The organism is Calditrichia bacterium (genome assembly GCA_020634975.1).
Lineage (GTDB): Bacteria > Calditrichota > Calditrichia > RBG-13-44-9 > J075 > JACKAQ01.
In genome coordinates this window covers 89,919-109,938 of the sequence record JACKAQ010000001.1, presented here as the reverse complement: position 1 = coordinate 109,938, position 20,020 = coordinate 89,919, and the positions used below count along the sequence as shown (strand labels likewise).

Annotated in this window: 18 protein-coding genes; 7 read left to right on the top strand and 11 right to left on the bottom strand. The window is 44.6% G+C overall.

The genetic code is table 11. The features are described from left to right. Nucleotides 1–17 precede the first annotated feature (17 nt). A complete protein-coding gene (locus H6629_00405; GenBank protein ID MCB9066255.1) occupies nucleotides 18–725 on the bottom strand; it encodes an SDR family oxidoreductase in 708 nt (235 codons plus the stop codon). Continuing rightward, entirely contained in the window at nucleotides 725–1,039 is a 315-nt protein-coding gene (locus H6629_00400; GenBank protein ID MCB9066254.1) for a hypothetical protein, read from the bottom strand. Before H6629_00400 ends, H6629_00405 begins: the two co-directional genes overlap by 1 nt. Before the next feature lie 432 nt (nucleotides 1,040–1,471). Here H6629_00400 and H6629_00395 point away from each other — a divergent pair, with 432 nt between their 5' ends. From H6629_00395 to H6629_00370, 6 genes are all read left to right on the top strand, one after another. Then, the gene (locus tag H6629_00395) at nucleotides 1,472–1,726 is read left to right on the top strand and encodes a MerR family transcriptional regulator (protein ID MCB9066253.1); all 255 of its coding nucleotides are present in this window, start codon (nucleotides 1,472–1,474) and stop codon (nucleotides 1,724–1,726) included. A 9-nt stretch (nucleotides 1,727–1,735) separates the two neighbouring features. After that, a complete protein-coding gene (locus H6629_00390; protein ID MCB9066252.1) occupies nucleotides 1,736–2,203 on the top strand; it encodes a WxcM-like domain-containing protein in 468 nt (155 codons plus the stop codon). Continuing rightward, nucleotides 2,184–3,305, top strand: coding sequence for a DegT/DnrJ/EryC1/StrS family aminotransferase (locus tag H6629_00385; GenBank protein ID MCB9066251.1), 1,122 nt, complete (start codon nucleotides 2,184–2,186; stop codon nucleotides 3,303–3,305). The genes H6629_00390 and H6629_00385 overlap by 20 nt, the downstream gene beginning before the upstream one ends. Nucleotides 3,306–3,319: 14 nt before the next feature. Further along, nucleotides 3,320–7,555, top strand: a complete 4,236-nt coding sequence (locus H6629_00380) for a glycosyltransferase (GenBank protein ID MCB9066250.1) — start codon at nucleotides 3,320–3,322, stop codon at nucleotides 7,553–7,555. 162 nt (nucleotides 7,556–7,717) lie between these two features. After that, entirely contained in the window at nucleotides 7,718–8,239 is a 522-nt protein-coding gene (locus H6629_00375) for a UpxY family transcription antiterminator (GenBank protein ID MCB9066249.1), read from the top strand. Between the two features lie 35 nt (nucleotides 8,240–8,274). Then, the gene (locus tag H6629_00370) at nucleotides 8,275–9,228 is read left to right on the top strand and encodes an SDR family oxidoreductase (protein MCB9066248.1); all 954 of its coding nucleotides are present in this window, start codon (nucleotides 8,275–8,277) and stop codon (nucleotides 9,226–9,228) included. A 69-nt stretch (nucleotides 9,229–9,297) separates the two neighbouring features. Here the strand turns inward: H6629_00370 and H6629_00365 are convergent, their stop codons facing one another. The 8 genes from H6629_00365 to H6629_00330 form a co-directional block, all read right to left on the bottom strand. Next, on the bottom strand, nucleotides 9,298–10,233 hold the full coding sequence (locus H6629_00365) for a DUF1684 domain-containing protein (protein MCB9066247.1): 936 nt from the start codon (nucleotides 10,231–10,233) through the stop codon (nucleotides 9,298–9,300). Beyond that, nucleotides 10,233–11,057 (bottom strand): rhodanese-related sulfurtransferase, encoded by an 825-nt coding sequence (locus H6629_00360; GenBank protein ID MCB9066246.1) that lies wholly within the window; start codon nucleotides 11,055–11,057, stop codon nucleotides 10,233–10,235. The genes H6629_00365 and H6629_00360 overlap by 1 nt, the downstream gene beginning before the upstream one ends. Nucleotides 11,058–11,121: 64 nt before the next feature. Beyond that, the gene (locus tag H6629_00355; protein ID MCB9066245.1) at nucleotides 11,122–11,769 is read right to left on the bottom strand and encodes a spondin domain-containing protein; all 648 of its coding nucleotides are present in this window, start codon (nucleotides 11,767–11,769) and stop codon (nucleotides 11,122–11,124) included. A 34-nt stretch (nucleotides 11,770–11,803) separates the two neighbouring features. Continuing rightward, nucleotides 11,804–12,991 carry an argininosuccinate lyase gene (gene argH, locus H6629_00350; GenBank protein ID MCB9066244.1) on the bottom strand — a complete coding sequence of 396 codons (1,188 nt, stop codon included), beginning with the start codon at nucleotides 12,989–12,991 and terminating at the stop codon, nucleotides 11,804–11,806. Between the two features lie 148 nt (nucleotides 12,992–13,139). Continuing rightward, nucleotides 13,140–13,451 carry a ribosome-associated translation inhibitor RaiA gene (gene raiA / locus H6629_00345; GenBank protein ID MCB9066243.1) on the bottom strand — a complete coding sequence of 104 codons (312 nt, stop codon included), beginning with the start codon at nucleotides 13,449–13,451 and terminating at the stop codon, nucleotides 13,140–13,142. Continuing rightward, complete coding sequence (locus tag H6629_00340) at nucleotides 13,448–14,392, bottom strand: tyrosine recombinase XerC (GenBank protein MCB9066242.1); 945 nt, start codon at nucleotides 14,390–14,392, stop codon at nucleotides 13,448–13,450. The genes raiA and H6629_00340 overlap by 4 nt, the downstream gene beginning before the upstream one ends. 289 nt (nucleotides 14,393–14,681) lie before the next feature. Further along, nucleotides 14,682–16,958 (bottom strand): type I DNA topoisomerase, encoded by a 2,277-nt coding sequence (gene topA, locus H6629_00335; protein ID MCB9066241.1) that lies wholly within the window; start codon nucleotides 16,956–16,958, stop codon nucleotides 14,682–14,684. An 8-nt stretch (nucleotides 16,959–16,966) separates the two neighbouring features. Further along, on the bottom strand, nucleotides 16,967–17,440 hold the full coding sequence (locus H6629_00330; protein MCB9066240.1) for a DUF494 family protein: 474 nt from the start codon (nucleotides 17,438–17,440) through the stop codon (nucleotides 16,967–16,969). A gap of 393 nt (nucleotides 17,441–17,833) precedes the next feature. Between H6629_00330 and H6629_00325 the strand changes: the two genes are divergently transcribed. After that, a complete protein-coding gene (locus H6629_00325; GenBank protein ID MCB9066239.1) occupies nucleotides 17,834–18,208 on the top strand; it encodes a hypothetical protein in 375 nt (124 codons plus the stop codon). 412 nt (nucleotides 18,209–18,620) lie between these two features. Here H6629_00325 and H6629_00320 read toward each other — a convergent pair whose 3' ends face one another. Further along, entirely contained in the window at nucleotides 18,621–20,018 is a 1,398-nt protein-coding gene (locus H6629_00320; GenBank protein ID MCB9066238.1) for a class II fumarate hydratase, read from the bottom strand. Nucleotides 20,019–20,020: the final 2 nt, after the last annotated feature.

Genomic DNA, 20,020 nt, shown 5'->3' with positions numbered 1-20,020 from the left:
TCAACTCCTTTTGACGGTCAACTGACCAGTCCCATTTGCAACACTTGTCCGGTGATGCACGCGCTTTCCGGCGCGATCAAAAATGTGATAACATTGCAAATTTCATCGATGCTCAGCGTGCGTTTCAGCGTGAGATCGTTCAACGCTTTTGCGATGACAGCTTCGCCGAGTGCGTCCACCGCATCGGTCATCACCATCGACGGTGCGATCACATTTGCCGTCACCCCAAATTCCGCCAATTCTTTCGCGAGAATTTTGGTGGTTTCAACAATTGCGCTTTTCGATGCGGCGTACGCCGACGTTCCAATCTGGTGTAATCCAACCGCCATCGACGAAACCGTGATAATTCGCCCGGATTTTTGGCGCATCATCACTTTTGCGGCTTCGCGTGCGGCGAAAAATGTGCCCATCACGTTGGTTCGCAAAACGTTATCGAGGGTTTTCCCCGGCGTCATTGTGAGGAGCAGGGTTGCGGGTGCGCTGCCGGCGTTGCAAATCAGCACGTCGATGTGCCCGAAATGCGATTTCACCGTGCGAATCCAGCGGGCAACGGCGGCTTCGTCGGTCACATCCACTGCGCTGTGGTGATAATTATCGTGTGCCAGCGTCGCGTCGCTGCGGCTGCATCCGGCAACCCGGAATCCTTTTTGCAAATAGAATTCAGCGATTGCCCGCCCCAAGCCTTTGCTGGTGCCGGTAATTGCCATGGTTTGCCCGTCTGTCATTATTCAGCGGCTTCCGTTTTTCCGGTGGCGTGACCAATGTATTTGGCGAGCGTGCCGGTGGTCAAATGCTTCGCATCCGCGTTAAAATCGTGGATTTCGCTGAGCACCAGCGCAAAATCCGGCGCATCGCCCTGGCTGACAACCCGGTCTTCCAATTCGGTGATGAACGTTACGAACCCGATGGAATCGAGCGGCGATCCCGCACCGAGCAGAATGGTGTTATCATCTGTAATAACGCGGTTTTCGAGCAAGCCAACCCGTTGCAGGCTGTCGAATGTATCCTGAATGATTTCGAGAATGAGCGGTTGTTCCATCTATAGAATCCTCCATAATTCCTGTTAAATCCGGTTGCTGCATGTTGCATTGCAGCGATTCATCCTGTTATTTTTGGAATCATTAACGACATACCTCAAAAGTATCTTGAACTATTTTTTTGAAAAACAGCATCGCACTCCGGTTGGGGAATTTGGTGAAAAATTGGTTGTTTTTGTTCCGAAATTTGCAAAACCAGAGCGTGAAATCGGATTCCGGTTCTCGGCAATCAAATCGACACCTGTTATTAAAGTGTTGTTATTATTTATCTTAGATAGCTGAGTATCACTACCGCGAATCGTTATTCTTCCGGTCGAAAAATAAAAATTCACGGATATGTCAGGGTGTGTTAAAGTCCCGCAAAAGTTCGCCGAATGTTGAAGAAAGTTAGAGTGAAAGGCCAATTTTTCATGGACGAAATTGTTAGGGTGACTATGAACGTTGATCAGGCAGAGTTGTTGAAGGTCAGGGAAGTTTGCGAATTACTGAGCATTTCACCGCACACGCTGCGCTATTGGGAAAAAGAATTTGAAGGCTACCTGAATCCGTATCGCAGTAAAGGCGGCCATCGCTTATACGACGATCATAACATACGGAAATTATTGGAGATACGGTTCCTTCTAAAAGAGGAATTGTATAGCATCAACGGTGCAAAAAACCGCTTAAATATTTCCGCGAGAAACAGATAAGAGGGTATCATGGAAGATATCAAAATTACATCTACACCCAAAACGGTCACGGTTCAAAATAGTTGTAAAATTGTTGATTTTCCAATTGTGCACGACCGGCGCGGGAACCTCACTTTTATTGAGGGACAGCATCACATTCCTTTCGATATCAAACGAGTGTATTATTTGTATGACGTTCCCGGCGGTGCCGATCGCGGCGGACATGCACACAAAGATCTGCATCAACTGTTGATCGCCATGTCCGGTAGTTTTGATGTGCATGTGGACAATGGCCATCGCCAGGAAACATACCACCTAAATCGTTCATATTATGGACTTTACATTCCCAACATGGTTTGGCGATATATCGACAATTTTTCATCCGGCTCGGTGTGTCTGGTGCTTGCTTCGGAATATTACGAAGAATCAGATTATTACCGTGAGCACGAAGAATTTAAACGTGCGATAAGGGAGCAAAATGGCAATACAGTTTACTGATATTCAACAAACTCACCTCGAATTGCAGGCTGAGTTAACCGCGGCATTCCAGCGCGTTTTGGCATCCAATTGGTTTATTATGGGGGATGAACTCGCCGCATTCGAAAAAGAGTTCGCTGAATGTTGCGGCGCCAGACATGCCATCGGCGTCGGCAACGGATTAGAAGCGATCAAGCTGATTTTGCGCGCATACAGCATTGGTCCGGGCGATGAAGTGATTGTCCCGGCGCATACGTTTATTGCCACATGGCTGGCGGTTAGCGAAGTTGGGGCAACACCCGTTCCGGTGGATGCGGATGAATTGACCTACAATATTAATGTGAAACAGATTTACGATGCGATCACGCCAAAAACCAAAGCGATCATTGTCGTGCATTTGTACGGACAGCCTGTGGAAATGGAACATGTTTGGCAACTCGCTAAAAAACATAAACTTAAGGTGATTGAGGATGCCGCTCAGGCACACGGCGCATGTTATCGGGATAAGCCTGTCGGTACGTTGGGCGATGCCGCAGCATTCAGTTTTTATCCGGTGAAAAACCTCGGCGCGCTGGGCGATGGCGGCGCCATTACCACCAACGACGACGCTTTGGCAGAAAAACTCCGGTTGTTGCACAATTATGGTTCATCCAAAAAATATGTGCATGTGGTTCAGGGAAATAACAGCCGGCTGGATGAATTGCAAGCTGCGTTTTTGCGCATAAAACTGAAGCGACTGGCGCAGTGGAACAAACATCGCCAGCAAATTGCGGCGTTTTATTTGAAAAATTTATTTGAATTCGAGCCGGAAATTTCGCTGCCATTGTACCCGGATTATTTGAAGCCGGTTTGGCATCAATTTGTCATCCAGAGCGAACGGCGGGACGAATTGCAGGAATATTTGAAATGGAACGGAATCCCAACGATGGTGCATTATCCCATTCCGCCCCATCTTCAGGAAGCATATAAAAATAAAATAAACAAGTCTTTACCGGTTGCTGAAAAAATTGCAAAAAGGTGTTTGAGCCTGCCGGTGCATCCCGCATTGAACAAAGCTGATATAACGTTTATCGCCGATAGCATCCGCAAATTTGTTGATATCAGGGACGAGATTTATCTCTAAAAAAGGAAACAGCGATGGAAAATCTGAAACTTACCAATGAACGATTCAACGACCTGAAGCAACAGGCCCGAAAAGCGTTGGCCAAACGTGATTACGAAACCGTGCTGAACAATATCGCCGGTGCGGGCATTGCTGCTTACGAAAAAATGCCGGGCAAATTTGCAGATGACGAGTTGGAAAAAATGCTGTCGGATTGCGCAAAAGGCATCCAAAAATCCGATGCGACACCATATTTTGAATCAGAAAATGCTGAACAAACCGATGTGTTGGTGCTTGCCACAACCATCGCGCACATGGGCGGGCATTCGGAAATGATCCGGCAATGGATTAGCATACTCACCGGTGACGGGCAAAAAACCGCGTTTTTCAGCACGGAAATGATTCATTCGCAGTTCACAAAAGCAGAAATGTGCGAATTGGTTGGCGATAAAAATTGTGTGGAATACGCCTCCAAACCTACCTTTGTCGGTCGATTTCATGAGTTGCATGCGTTTGTCCAACGTGTACAGCCGAAATTGATTGTACTGGTCATCAATCCGCAGGACACCATTTCGGTCGCGGTTTGTAATTTATTCAAAGGCAAAATCCCGATTATTTTTGTCAATCACGCGGATCACCTGTTTTGGCTGGGCAGCCGCGTTGCGGATACAGTGGTGGAGTTTCGCCGGCTCGGCGCTTATTATTCCCAAAAGTATCGCGGTGTAAACAGCGCTTGCCTGATCCCGTTGACATCCCAATTGGAATACAAACCGGGTGAGAAAAAATCCAACCGAACCCAGTTGGAGGAATTGTACGATATCCCCAAAAAATCGACGCTATCTTTATCTGTAACAACGACTTACAAGATATTAGGATCGGCGTGGTCGTATTGCGATTCGATCGTAAAATTACTGCGGCAAAACCGCGAGCATCATCATTTACTGGTCGTGAGCAGCGGCAAAGAGCATTTTGATAAATACATAAAAGGCAGCGGCGTTGAAGATCGTTTTCACATTTCCAACCTTCAGAAAAATCTGGTGCCGTATTATCAATCGGCGGATTTTTTGATTGAAGGATTTCCATACAAAGGGGGAATGGTTCGCAACGATGCTTTCAAAATCGGACTGCCTACGATTGTCATCGATTTCCCGCAAAGCCAGGAAAATACGGAAATACAGGGTTTACCGGAAGGATACCCGGTTGTTTCCAATGAACAAGAATTGCTGGAGCTGGCAACGCAATTTATTTGCGAACCGAAACTTCGCAACCAGTTTGGCAAACAAGTGAACGCTTTGTATAAAACGCATTTCTCCGAATCGCGGGTTCGCAGGCTGATTTTGACGGTTGTTCAGAAAGCCAAAAATGGCGATTTTCCAGATGCGTTTACCGAAACATCCGAAAGTTTTGTCACCGATTTCAACTTTTACCGGGAATTGGGTGTGCTTTCCGATGCGGATATGCTGTTTTACGCCGGGAAAAATACCGATGGGATCCAGTTGTTACAGCGATATTTTTCGCCGGATGACGATTCTGAAAATTATCAACATATTCTCCAAAAAATGAAATACAGCCACATCGATTTGCCATATGCGTTCCGTCCGATGTATCGGGCGGCGCTGATCGCAAAAGATGGCGGCGATTTAAGTAAAGCATTAGTGATGCTTGGCGAAATATCGCAACTGGTTCCGGAATTCGCACCGGCATATTTACAAACTGCGGAGTGTCTGTTTCAATCCGGCGAATCCGAAAAATCGCTGGAAGCAATCCAACTGTATGTTGAAAATTCTACCGGAAAACAACAAAAAACCGAAGCACTGTGCATTCAGGGCAGGTATTTTACGCGGGTTGAACAGCACGATCGCGCGATAGACGCATACAAAACCGCGCTCGCATTAATGCCGAATCAGCCGGAAATCATGTTTTGGCTGGCGGAATCGTATGCCAAAAACGGTGCCGCTGCAGAATGCAAAAAATTGGTCGGGGAAATTGCAATTTTACCGAATGTCCCGGAAGCAGTTGCGGCAAAAGCAAATGCGCTCGGAAATGCGCAGACAGCCAACGTAAATTGTGGCAACGAAACAGATAGCCCGGATGTATCGATCGTTATTCCACTGTTTAACAGAATAGCGTTCACAAAAAACTGCATTCAGACCATATTCTCATTGCCTCAGGAAAACACAACTTTCGAAATTATTCTGGTCGATAACGGCTCAACCGATGAAACGCCGCAATATCTGGATGAGGTTGTAAAACAGCATCCGCACATACGGGTGATCCGGAATCGGGAAAATCTCGGTTTTTCGCAGGCGTGTAACATCGGCGCAAAGGCTGCTGCGGGCAAATATCTCTATTTTTTAAATAACGATACGGAGCCGAAAGTTGGCTGGCTGGATCATCTGGCTGAAATTCTGGATGCCGATATCGATGTCGCCGCAGTTGGCAGCAAATTGCTGTTCCCGGATGGCACGTTGCAACACGCCGGCGTTGTCGCGGTGGATGATCGCAAAAGCGGCGATCCGCTGGCGCTGTATCACGATTATTACAAACAACCCAATAGTGATGCATACGCGAATATTTTGATGGAATATACCGCGCTCACTGCCGCCAGCTTGATGGTTCGCAAATCGGCTTTTCAACTGGTCGATGGGTTTGACGAAGGCTTTTGGAATGGGTACGAAGATGTTGACTTGTGCTTCAAATTGCGGATGCGCGGGTGGAAACTGGTGTATCAACCGAAGAGTGTGTTGGTTCATCACGAATCGCAAAGCGGCCCGGAACGTTTCGCGAAAGTGAACGAGAATGTTCGCCGGTTGCACCAACGCTGGCTAAATGTAGTTGCGCCGGATTATATCGTAACCGCGGGCGCGCATCCGGTGAAAACCGCAGATTTCCATGTTCAGCCGTATGTTTTGCCCAAAACGGTGCAATCCGCTTTATCAACGAAGAAAAACCCGCTCGTTTCGATTGTCATTTTAACATACAATCAATTGGATAAAACCAAACCTTGCCTCGCCAGCGTCGCGAAATTTACCCGTAAACCATACGAAGTGGTTGTGGTGGATAACGCCTCGACGGATGGCACACCCAAATTTCTGCGCAATTGGCAGCGGAAAATTAAACATCACAAAATTATGTTGAACACGGAAAACAAAGGTTTTGCCGGTGGTAATAATCAGGGTATTCGGTTGGCAACCGGTGAATATATCGTTCTGTTGAACAACGACACCATTGTTACCGAAGGCTGGTTGGAGCGATTGTTGCGCCCGTTTCAAAATGACGAATCTGTGGGGTTGGTTGGTCCGATGAGCAACTATGTTGCCGGGGCCCAACTGGAGCGCGGCGTCAGCTATCAAACAGATGTGGAATTACAGAATTTCGCCATCAATTACGCCAAATTATTTGACGGCAAAGTGCAATATGTTCATCGATTGGTGGGATTTTGTCTGGTCGTTAGCCGTGCGGTTGTTGAGGAAATTGGCGTGCTGGACCTGCGGTTCGGCAAAGGCAATTACGAAGATGACGATTATTCGCTGCGCGCCAGCCATGCGGGTTTTAAACTGGCGATTGCCAGAGATGTGTTTATTCACCATCATGGAAACAGTAGTTTTAAAGCAAATAATATCAATTACTTAAAATCGTTGGAAGAAAACCGGCAAATTTTTCTCGATAAATGGAAAGACCTGCAACGGCCGGAACAACTGCTGATCGATATTTTGCTGGAAGAAGCCGATTGGCGGTTACATTTGAATGAAACTGATGCAGCTGAAAGCGTGCTGTATCGCGCGTTCGAGCTTTCGCCGGGCAACAAAACTATCGCCGAAAAGCTGGAAAAATTGCTGGCTGCGCAGGAAAAATTTGCCGAAATGTTTGCGCTTCTTCAAAAATATGTGGTTGCCAATCCAACCGATCACGAGGCGTTTAATGCGTTGGGAATGATGCATTGGCAAAACAGCGCGATTACCGATGCGATTGTTGCGTTCCAAAAAGCGGTAGCAATTGCGCCAAATGTTGTGGATTATCAAAAAAATCTGGCGGATGCCTGTCTTTCGGCAGAACGGTTTGATGAAGGCATTCATTTGCTGTTGCAGTTGATCAAATCCTGCCCGTCAGATCCGGAATCTTATGAAAAACTGGCATCGTTATATGTGGAAGCTGGTCATTTGCAGTCGGCGTATGACTTGTTGGATCAGGCCCGGCAATATAATCCCCAACACACGCAGTTGAACGAATGGCTAAATTCTGTTCAGGAAGCGATGAATGCTACCGAGTAAATAGCGACTTTTTATTTCCAACAGCCCTATTAATTGCGATGGGTCAAATGGAGGCGGTTAAAAGTGATTAATTTTTGGCTTGATTAGCCATAAAATATCGACTAAATATGCAGCAAAACAAAAAACGGATATCACACGAATGTGTAAGGAAGGGAGCAATAAATGCCCTGGTATGCGCTATATACGCGCCCAAGACATGAGAAAAAAGTTTTTGAATTGCTGCAGGAGAAAAGGATAACATCATTTTTACCAATCACAAAAGAGTTGCGTCAGTGGAAAGACCGCCGGAAATGGGTGGAAGCGCCGCTGTTTAACAGCTATGTTTTTGTGAATATGGAATTGAAAGATAAAATTTTTGCACTTCAAACCCACGGTGTGGTAAAAATGATTGGATTCGGCGGCGAACCCGCGTCAATTCCGGATTGGCAGATTGATCAGCTAAAGCGATTGATCGAAAATACCGATACATTAAAACCTGAGCAGTATCTGAAAGTGGGTGATTATGTTGAAGTTAAAGAAGGTTCACTCGCCGGAATTTGCGGATATCTGCGGGAAATGCGGGGCGAATGGCGTGTCGCCATTTTGGTAGACGGCATTTTTCAATCCACCAGTTTTGTGGTCGACCGGATGAATGTCCGCAAATTAACCGCCCAGGAAATTGAGAAAATTAAGGAAATTTCGTAAACAGCAAATCGTAAACGTGTCGAAGAGGTATCAGGATGAACTATTTGATAACCGGCGGAGCCGGATTTATTGGATCGAATATCGCGGAAGAATTGGTCAAACGCGGTCACAAAGTCAGAATTTTAGATAATTTTTCCACCGGCAGCCGGGAAAATCTGGCTTCAATTGCCAATCAAATTGAAATTATGGACGGCGATATTCGCAGCTATCACAACGTTCGCGAAGCCGTGGACGGGATGGATTTCGTGTTGCATCAGGCTGCGTTACCCTCCGTGCCGCGCTCCATCAGCGATCCGATCGCATCCAACGAAGCCGGTGTAAACGGCACGCTGAATGTGCTTTACGCCGCCCGCGACGCCAAAGTGAAACGTGTGGTCTATGCCTCATCTTCATCAATTTACGGGGACAGTCCGAGTCTGCCAAAACAGGAAGATATGACGCCCAACCCACTCTCGCCGTATGCCGTTTCCAAATTGGCAGCGGAAAAATATTGCCAGGTTTTCGCCAATATTTACGGCTTGCACACGGTTGCGCTGCGTTACTTCAATGTGTTTGGTCCGAAGCAAAACCCGGATTCACAATATTCCGCAGTGATCCCCAAATTTATCAAAGCCATTCTGAATGGTAAACAGCCCGTCATTTATGGCGATGGCGAGCAAAGCCGTGATTTTACCTACATCCAGAACACCATCGAAGTAAATATTCGCGCAACGGAAGCCGATTGCCCGCCCGGCATCGTAATGAATTCCGCTGTTCACCAGCGCACCACACTGAATGAATTAGTTGTGATGATCAACGAAATTCTCGGCACCAACGTCGAAGCGATTCGTACGGAACCGCGTGCCGGTGATATCAAACATTCTTTCGCAGATATCGAGCGATTGAAAACGCATCTCAAATATGAGCCGAGTGTGCTGTTTGAGGAAGGCTTGAAGAGAACGGTTGCATGGTATAAAGAGGCTTACGAAACCGAAGCTGTTATTTCGTAAATAGTTGAAAATGATGAAATTAAAAAGCCGGGTTTTGCCCGGCTTTTTTTGTTTTATTTCGATTCAGAATCAGTGTGTGCCATGCTCATAATTTTTTTCACCGGCTGTAATTGCCAAATCCAGCTGGTTTTGTGAGGGGGGCAGGGGACAAGTTGCAAATTCCGTGAATGCGCACGGCGGACAATATGATTTGTTAAAATCGATAACTGTTTCGCCATTTTCATCCGGTCGGGGAACGTATAAAAATCTGCCGGCGCCGTAAGTGATCTCGCCATTCGTTTTATCGCCGAAAATCAGAAACCACTCGTCGTCATCCATGTCGCCAACCGGGTCTATCCGGTACGCCTTTCCGTCAATCTGAAATTCCAAAGTGCCGATACATTGGGTTGTATCTATTGTTCCCAAAATATTTGGGATTTCAATCGACTTTGGTGGATCGTAAGGTATCAGTCTAGCTGTCACCCGCCATTTATCATCTACTGGAAACCGTTCAATTTCCGTAAAATTAGCGATATTCTGGTGCTGACTGTCTTTTAAGCGGATGGCATATTTTTCGCCCCGTTTAATAATATACCAGTTCAGCGAACCGGATTCGAGTTTGGTTGGTTTGCCATCTGCATCGCTTTGCAACCGCATTTCCTGAACCGGCATATTTTCATATTTGACATCGATGCCGGGTAAAATTTTGATGTGCAATTCACCGTCGGTTAGCGTTATTACACCAATTTCCGCTGGCGCTTTTTCGGGAAAAACAATATCGTTTGATGGCGCAGCACCGATTGTTTGGGAGCCCTCTTTTAACCAGAAAAGTCCGGCCAAACTTAGCCATCCGTCAGGTTGGGTCAATCGCTCGATCCGGCCTTTATGCCATTCGTTAATTTCTGCGATATATGCGCTATCTACTTGTTTTTGTTCGCTTTGGCAGCTGTTGAACAAAAGGATAATGAATAGTGAAATAAAAAAAATCAGTACATTTTTTGTAGCTGCTGAATACCGTGTTTTCATCATTCTTCCTTTCGTGAGCAGTCCTCGCAAACCGTATCGGATGTTTTTTCTGTAGTTGAACTCAGGCGCACGGGATTTCCGCAGCCTTTACACAATGCGTATTGACCGCGCTGCAATTTGTGATCGACCGTAACGCGCTCGTCAAAAACAAAGCATTCGCCATCCCAAAGGCTGGCCGATTCCGGTATTTCTTCCAGATATTTCAGAATTCCACCACGGAGGTGATACACATTTTCGAATCCTTTGCGTTGCATAAATGCCGTTGCTTTTTCGCAGCGGATGCCGCCGGTGCAAAACATAGCAACTTTTTTGTGACGGGAAGGATTGAGCTGTTGCTCCACAAATGCCGGAAATTCTGTAAAATGTCCGGTTTTTGGATTGATGGCGCGTTTAAATGTGCCAACCTGAAATTCGTAATCATTGCGCGTATCGATAACCAGCACATCTGGATCGCTGATCAGCGCATTCCATTCTTCCGGCGAAACATAGGTTCCGGCCTCTTCCGGCGGATTGATTCCGGGAATTCCCATTGTCACAATTTCCTGCTTCAATTTGATTTTCAGCCGTTGAAAAGGCATTTCTGAGTGCAGCGATTCTTTGTGCTCAATATCCGCTAATCCGGGGATCTTTCGCAAAAAATCGAGTGTTGCCTCAATGCCTTCACGGTTTGCGGCAATGGTCCCGTTGATGCCTTCTTCTGCCAGCAAAATGGTTCCAAATACGCCGTTTTCGGAACAGAAGTCGAATAATTTTTCGCGTATTTCAAGATAGTCTTTTAGTGGCGTAAATTTGTAAAGTGCGGCAATTACAAAGTCATTTTTCATAAGTAAATTGTTCAATTCTAATGGTTTATAAGATAGTTATTTTGTGATTCTATTGTTTACTTTTTTAATCAATCCGGGTAAAAATAAAAGTGCCGATCGTGGGTGTTCCGTTCAAAAAATCAGTTTGCGAAGCGCTCAATAATGTAATTGGCATCGCTGGATTGGCATCCTCGTTTGCTGATCGATAGACAGCCCCGTTGTCTGTTCCGGCATCGTAAACCGGCAAATCGATGGAAATTTGCTCGACCCATTTCCCGTTTTCATAAAGATTCAGTCCACTAACGCCAATGAACCAATCCGGGCTGGGTGCCAGCATACTGACCGCCGTCACTTGCGAAAACCTCACGTCTATGTCAAAAATTATCGAATAGTTTATCGGTGTATCCAATCGCTCGCCGATAAAAATAGTACCGATATTTTCCATCGATTGTTGCGTTTTCGCGAATTCATTTAACAGATCCGTTGCACCCAATTCCGCCATTTCTTCAATGCCTGCAGAAGCCAGCTCGCCGGGATTCCACAAACTGATTGCGGCTGTGTGAGTGACGCCAAAAATAGGGGAGTAGTGTGCATTTGCGGGGTAATTGGTTGGGTGGGTTGCCATGCTCCAGGTCGAAACAAAATCCAGCTGATAGCGTGCGGATTGATAATTTACGACCGGATCCAGATTTTTCTCACAGGATAATATTGCTAAAAAAAACACAGCTAACATTTTGTTTTTCAATAAATTGGAAATCATTAAAGCCCTATTTTTTTCGATATTTCGCACCTACTGTGCGATACGCTTCGCGGAAAGGCATGCCTTTTTTTACCAGATTATACGCCGCCTCGGTCGCGTAAAGTTCCGGAGTCATTGCTGCACGGCAATTGGCTTCATTGATACGCAACTTTTCGATCACCAAAGTCATCATCTCCAGAGCATCCAGCGTAATCTGAAATGAGCGCATCACAGGACCTTTGGAGAGTTGCATATCGCGATGATATCCGGATATGAGGTTTGCCGCCCGCGATTTGATTTCTATTTCGTTCGCCTGAACCGTGTGATAGCAGCTTCGAACCAACTCGAGCACATCCGGGTTTTGCTTTTGCGGCATAATGGAACTGCCGGTGCAAAGCGCCTCCGGTAAATCGACACAGCCAAATTCCGGTAAACTGAGGAAAATGAGGTCTGTTGCCATTTTGTTTAAATCGATCATTACTTGTGATAAGGCATGTAATATGGTGCTTTCAAATTTCCCGCGACTGTTTTGTGCATACATCGGATTTTTTTGAATGCGGGCAAAGCCCATTATTTCTGTGGTGAGTTCACGATCAATATCGAGCGGAATACCAAACCCTGCACCAGTTCCCATTGGATTTTGATCCACCAGTTTCCGTGCAAATTTCAACAATCTGCGGTTGTCTTTCATCGAATCCACAAATGCGCTGCACCACATTTCAACTGATGCGGGCATGGCTTTTCGGGTGTGGGTAAATCCGGGCAATGGAATTTCGCCGTTTTCAGCAGAAATATTATTTATCGCAATTGTCAACTGTTTTATGGACGTGAGAATTCCGTCTAATTCTGCTTTGTAATAGAGGCGAAGCGCGGTTAGCACCTGATCATTCCGGGAGCGGGCAGTATGAATTTTTTGCCCTGTTTCGCCGAGTTGTTCTGTCAGGTAATTTTCGATTGCGGTGTGGCCGTCTTCCTGTTCTTTCTGAATAACAAATTTGCCATTTTCTACAAGATTTTCAATGTCTTTCAACGCTTTTTTTAACGATGTAACTTCGTGTACGGTTAAAATCCCAATCTTTCCGAGCATTTCGGCATGCGCTGCGGAAGCCTGACAATCATATTTGATCAATTTCAAATCCAGTATCGGATCTTCACCAACGGTGAAATTGACAATTCGCGCATCAATTTCTGCGCCTTTATCCCATAATTTTGACAATCCGCATTCCTTTTTGATGGAATTTACCGTTAATCGTTTCGTTACTACTAAGTTAAGCACCAAATATACCGAATAAATTCATTTTTAGACAACAAAAAAAGGGATGCAATGTTGCATCCCTTTTTGTTTATATCGTTAGTGAAATATATTATGCGCTGTAAATAATATCTTTTTCTTTTGCGCCACGTTTTGCTTTGTGGCGTTTCAACTGTCTTTCGGCTTTATCCAGCAATAAATCAAAAGACTTACGCAAGTCTTCAGAATATTCTTTAACAACAATCATGCTATGATCAACTTTGATTTTCAGCTCAACATAGCGTTGTTGCTTTTCCCATCCTAAAATGACCTCCGTATCGATAATATTCTCATAAAAACGGCTAAGTTTCTGACTTTTCTCCTCGATATAGCTTCGAAGATCGTCTTGAAGTTTAAACTTACGTGCCGTGATTGCTAAGTTCATAACGAACCCTCCTTTGATTCGAAATTGAGAGGTTGTTTGGTTTTTTCTGCCCTTGGGTGGGCTTTTTGATATACTTTTTTTAGTCGGTCTTTACTGACATGTGTATAAATTTGTGTTGTCGAAAGGTTGTCGTGCCCCAATAGTTCTTTGACGACCATAATATCTGCACCGTTATCGAGCAAGTGAGTTGCAAATGTGTGTCTTAATAAATGCGGGCTCAGATGCGATTGTTCGGAAAGTTGGCTCAAATATTTTTTTGTCATCTTCTGAACCGCTAAAGGATACAGTTTCTTACCTTTTCTACTAACAAATACTATCGACGGATCCTCAAAAAGATTTATTTCTGAAGAACGATTCTCGAAATAACGTTCCAAAGCTGCTTTGGCGTATTTGCCCAGTGGTAAAATCCGTTCTTTTTGGCGTTTACCCATAATCCGTAATTGTTGGTTTGCCAAATCCACTTGATCAAAACGCAAAGTGAGCAGTTCATTCAATCGTAAGCCAGAGCCATACAATAATTCGAGAATAGCACGGTCCCGCAATCCTTCGAAATCGTCATCCGGCGGGAGGGTCATTAATTCCCGGGCTTGCTCAATGCTGATCACCGTTGGCAGCAACCGTTCCTTACGTGGTGCGGATACGGCTGTTGCAGGATTATCTGTAACTTGTTGAGATCGTTGGAGATAACGAAAATATGATTTGATAGCCGAAAGCTTTCGGCTGATGCTTCTTTTGCTAAATCCGGATTTTAACAATTCTCCCATAAAATCGCGAATCAATCGATTGGAAATCAAATTGATATCCGGATTATCTACTTTTAAACGTCTCTCAGTATAATCGATAAATTGAGAAAGATCGTTTTGATACGAAGTTACAGTACTTTTGGAGTAGCGTTTCTGATGAGTGAGATAGTGTCTAAACTGGTCTAAGCCATTCCACATGTAGGAGGTCCCTTTTTCACTTAATGTTGTTGTTACCAACCTGACCTAAAAAGATTAATTAATGTAGGCTTTAGATTGGTTGCCCGTGGCTATTAATACCACAGAAAAGCAACAAAAGTGATGAGGGGACAAAGAAAAATTGAAGTAAGAAATTTATTCATTTGAAGATTCCCAAGTCTCCGTAAAGGCATCTTCCAGAAACGATGATTTTATTAAACACTCATCTGTATCATAATTAGGAGATCACTAAAAGTCAAGAGAAAACTTGATGATTGTGCAAAAAATGCCGTCACGAAGGTGATTCAACTTTCTGGCGATGTTTGCATTCCGGGCATTGCAGAAAAATACCATCTTTGCGCGTGGTTTTTTCTTCCATTAACGGATAATGACAATTTGGGCACTCGACTGCACGGGGTAAATTCCAAAGGGCGAATTTGCATTTTGGATAATTATTACAACTGTAGAATACTTTGCCGCGTTTGGAAGTGCGCTGAACAATTTCGCCGCCATCAACAGGGCAGGTAACGCCGGTTGTTATTGGTCGGGCATTCTTGCATTCCGGATAACGCGTGCATGCCAGAAATTCGCCATACCGTCCTTTGCGAATTGCCATTGGACTGCCGCATTTTTCACATTTTTCGTCCGTTGCGGTTTGTTCCACTTCTTCGGGGAGTGGTTTGGTGTTTTTGCAATCGGGAAAACCACTGCAAGCCAGGAACTGTCCATTACGTCCCCACTTTACCACCATCGGTTTACCGCATTTGTCGCACATTTCTTCGCTGGTTTTTTGCAGCGATTTTTTGATATTTTGAATTTGATCGCTAACATGATCCAACGTTTGTTTAAACGGTTGGTAAAAGCTGTCCATCGTTTCAAGATAGGATGCCTCATGTTGTTCGATTTTATCCAGCTCATTTTCCATTTCTGCAGTAAACTGAACGTTGAAAATATTAGGGAAGTGTTTAATTAACAATTCGTTAACCGTTCTTCCCAGAGCAGTTGGTACCAATGACCGATCCTGCTTTTCTACATAAGTCCGGTTCAATAAGGTGGAGATAATTGACGAATAGGTGCTCGGTCGCCCGATTCCCAATTTATCCAGAATTTTGACCAACGAACTCTCTGTGTATCTTGCCGGTGGTTTGGTGAAATGCTGTTTGAGCAGCAATTCAAGAAGATCGAGTATTTCACCTTCAGAAATTTGTTTGGGCAGATTTTCGGGGATTTGCTGATCGTCATCGTCGCTCTTTACATCATCGGGCGCAGACTCCTGATAAACAGATAAAAAACCGGGAAAAACCAGCACCTCGCCGGTTGCGCGGAATGTGTAATCTTTCGCAGCAATGATATCTATTGTCATTCGATCGGCAATGGCCGGCTTCAGTTGGCATGCAACAAACCGTTTCCAGATCAAATCGTAAATTTTAAATTGATCCGATGTGAGATATTTTTTCAGCCGTTGTGGTTCAAACTCAATGCCGATATAGGTTGGACGAATTGCTTCGTGAGCATCCTGAGCGCTTTTTTTCGTTTTGTAGAAATTGGGTTTATCCGGTAAATATTCTGCTCCGTAAGCTTGCTGAATATATTCACGAACCGACGTCAGCGCTTCGGGGCTGATACGGGTAGAGTCTGTTCGCATGTACGTGATCAGACCAACTTCGCCTTTGCCTTCAATGCTGATGCCTTCATATAATTTTTGGGCAGCCTGCATAATTCGGGAAGTGCTCATGCCGTATCGCCGGGCACCGTCTTGCTGCAATGTGCTGGTAATAAACGGAGGTAGCGAATGTTTTTTGACCTGTTCCCGTTTAATATTCTCAACAAGATATTCCGCGTTTTGAAGTTTTTTGTAATGTTGTTGTGCTTCGGCTTGAGTGCCGATTCGGAATTTTTCCGGATTTAGTGTTTTGCCGCCAATTTTCACCAACTTTGCAGTAAATTTTTCTTTGGAAACGGTTTCAAGATTTGCGGTAACACTCCAATATTCAATGGCTTCAAAGCCTTCGATCTCAACTTCGCGTTCACAAATGAGGCGTAAAGCGACCGACTGAACACGTCCGGCGCTCAAGCCTTTGTGAATGGATCGCCATAAAATCGGGCTGACCTGATAGCCAACGATTCGGTCCAATACGCGGCGAGCCTGTTGTGCCTGCACGCGATCCATGTCAATATCGCGTGGCTTTTCGATCGCACGCAAAACAGCTGGTTTGGTAATTTCGTTAAATTCAATTCTGCGAATATTGGTATTTACCTTGTTTATGCTGTCGGCGATAAAATACGCTATTGCTTCGCCTTCGCGATCAGGGTCAGTGGCGATCAATACATTACTCGCCGACTTTGCTTCAGATGTCAACTGTTTGATAATGTCATTTTTACCTTTGATAGCCGTGTATTCCGGTTCAAATCCATTATCGATATCAACACCCAATTTGCTTTTTGGCAGATCGATAATATGCCCGACAGATGCAGTCACTTTGTATTGATTGCCTAATATTTTATTGATTGTTTTCGCTTTTGCGGGAGATTCTACAACAACCAAGGTTTTACCGTTTGATTCGCTCATATTCCGTTTCAATTTAATTTGTCGTTACCCGGATAAAACACGGCATCTGTGTCAAAAGTTCCCAATTCCTTGCCAAGCAGAAATTGGCTGACAACGGTTTTAATATCATCGATGCCCACTTTTCCCATACCCATCAAAAAGCAGCGCTCGATAATTTGCTCGACTTTTAAAGCGTCGATCAATCCCAAAACCTGTAATTGTATCAGATAGCCATAAGCTTCTTTGGAGAAGAAGCTTAGCTCTTCCGGAATTAATATTCTAAGTGCCGGCGTTGTTGAACGGTCACGGCGTTTCCATCCTTGAAATGCTTTCATATCTAATGTATGTAATAGTTGTTCAAGTGCCCTGTGAATTTCTTTTTGAGAGAAGCCTTTTTTTAACAGGAGTTTTGATAATTCTTCAACACTCGACGTTTTGGAACGCTCCCGAACAAATATTTCTTCTATCAAAAATTCAATAATTTTTTCGATTCGTTCCTGCATTTAATAAACCCCATTATTTACCCGAGGCCAAATTTAAAGATTTGCAACGCAAATGCAACCGTTAAATTATACGGCAAAATTCCGTGTTTTTAATGAATTTCTAAAGATTCCAACTAGCCCGGTAAATTCAGGGTTATGCAATTTAAACATGCGCGAATCCTTATGACTTACGCCATTTCGCCATTTGCAAAAATGTATAATAAATGACAAATATTTGAATTTAGTGAATAATATGCGATATATATCCCAAAAAATAGTAAGATTATTATCAATATTTTATTTATCGAAATGTGAGAAACCGCACGCCAAAAAAATGGATAGCCTTTTTATTAGTTGATATTTTCATGAAATCGGAATTTTATGCAAAACTCAGTATTTTGACGGGTATATATTATGATGAATTCTTCGATTATTGCAGTTCGTCGCAGGTTTAATCCCGATTTTTGGGCGAAATCGATCCGCATGACAGGCGTTCTCACCTGGGTTTTCGTTGTGATTGCAACGATAGTTGCCATTTTCGGGAGTGCAATCGAACAATCTATTTCCAGTGAATGGTTAAATGCTACATTCTCCCCAAACTGGGATGCCGATTTACTGACAGCAGCACGCTGGATGATGCTATATCTCGGAACCCTGTTCCTCACCGGTTTTTTGATCACCAGTCGCCAAACTGCTCATAAAGAAAAAAAATATGCACCGTCGTTTCGCATGCTCAGTTGGTTGGCGATTGTTGGTTTATTTGCTCATATCGTCATTTTGGTTGTATAATTTCAGGAAAGTAGCGATGTGACATTGTTTTTCTGTCAAAAAATCCAGCCCACCACTTAAGTAGCAGGACAATTTTAATTTACAATAAATAGATTTTATAAGGTCTTCTCTTTTCCACAATCCATAAACCTGAATCCATAAATTACAATAGTTTAGGTGCCCGATAAAACATCGGGCATGATGTGCTCATAGCTGATTATTATTAGCTAGATCATATCTTAAAATAATAAAAATCGGCTAAAGGCTGTCCGGAATAGTTCGATTCTAAATAGTGCTGACGTCGAGATTTATATTCGACAGTACCCACAGGGAAGTGCGTTCGGTTTGGGTATAGGCGTTGGTAAAAAACCAAATATGTAAAAGGGCTGAACACTCAGGGATGAGCGTCAGCCCCTTTTTTTGTACTACTTTTTTAGCTCGGTTCGGTCATCGACCAGGGATCGAGTGCTTCATTCAGAGTTTTTTCATCAATCAATTGTTTCTCTTTGGCAACTTCCCGCACCGTTTTGCCTTTTTTGTATGCTTCTTTGGCAATCGCAGCCGATTGATCGTAACCAATGTGCGGCACGAGTGATGTGCACATTGCCAGGCTTTTCTCAATCATTTCGGTGTTGCGGTCAACATCTGCGCGGATGCCGGACACACATTTCTCGTTAAACACATTGATGGCGTTGCTCAACAGGGTGATCGATTCCAGCATGTTGTGCGCCATTACCGGCATCATCACATTTAGTTCAAAATTGCCGAACATCCCGCCGACGGCGATGGCAGCATCGTTGCCGATTACCTGTGCACAAACCATGCACATTGCTTCGGCGATAACCGGATTCACTTTGCCGGGCATAATTGATGAACCGGGCTGAACTTCCGGTAGCAAAATTTCGCCGATGCCGCAACGCGGGCCGGAACCTAACCAGCGAATGTCGTTGGCAATTTTCATCAAACTAACTGCGACGGTTTTTAATGCACCGCTGGCTTCCACATACGCATCTTTTGCGCCCTGTGCTTCGAAATGGTTATCCGCTTCGGTAAATTTTATGCCGGTTGTTTCGGAAACGCGTTTGCAAACGCCTTTGGCGAAGTCCGGATGGGTGTTGATGCCGGTGCCGACAGCCGTTCCGCCAATCGCCAATTCGGACAGGTTTTTACCGGTGTGTTCCAATCGTTTTACGCCGTGTTTGAGCATGCTGGCATAGCCGCTAAATTCCTGTCCCAACCGGATGGGTGTGGCATCCTGCAGGTGGGTTCGCCCGATTTTTACAATTTTATCAAATTCTTTGGCTTTTTTATCAAACGTTTTTTGGAGCGCTGATAACGCCGGAATGAGTGTCGTAACAATGCTTTCCAACGCGGCGATATGCATGGCTGTCGGAATCACATCGTTGCTCGATTGCCCTTTGTTAACGTGATCATTCGGGTGGATCGGAGAACGATCGCCGATTTTTCCGCCCAAAATTTCGTTGGCGCGGTTGGCGATTACTTCGTTGGTGTTCATGTTTGTGGATGTTCCGGAGCCCGTCTGGAAAATATCCAGCACAAATTGGGCATCCAGCTTGCCTTCCATCACTTCTTCTGCAGCCTGCATAATTGCTTTGGCAATTTTTTTATCCAGCCGTTTCAAATCCAGGTTGGTTTGGGCGGCGCTGTGTTTAATCATGCCCAATGCCCGGATAAATGCCCGTGGAAAACGATACCCGCTGATCGGGAAATTTTCGACAGCCCGTTGTGTTTGTGCGCCCCAATACGCATCAACCGGTACCTGCATTTCCCCCATCGAATCTTTCTCGATCCGGTAGCCCTTCTTCGCCATAA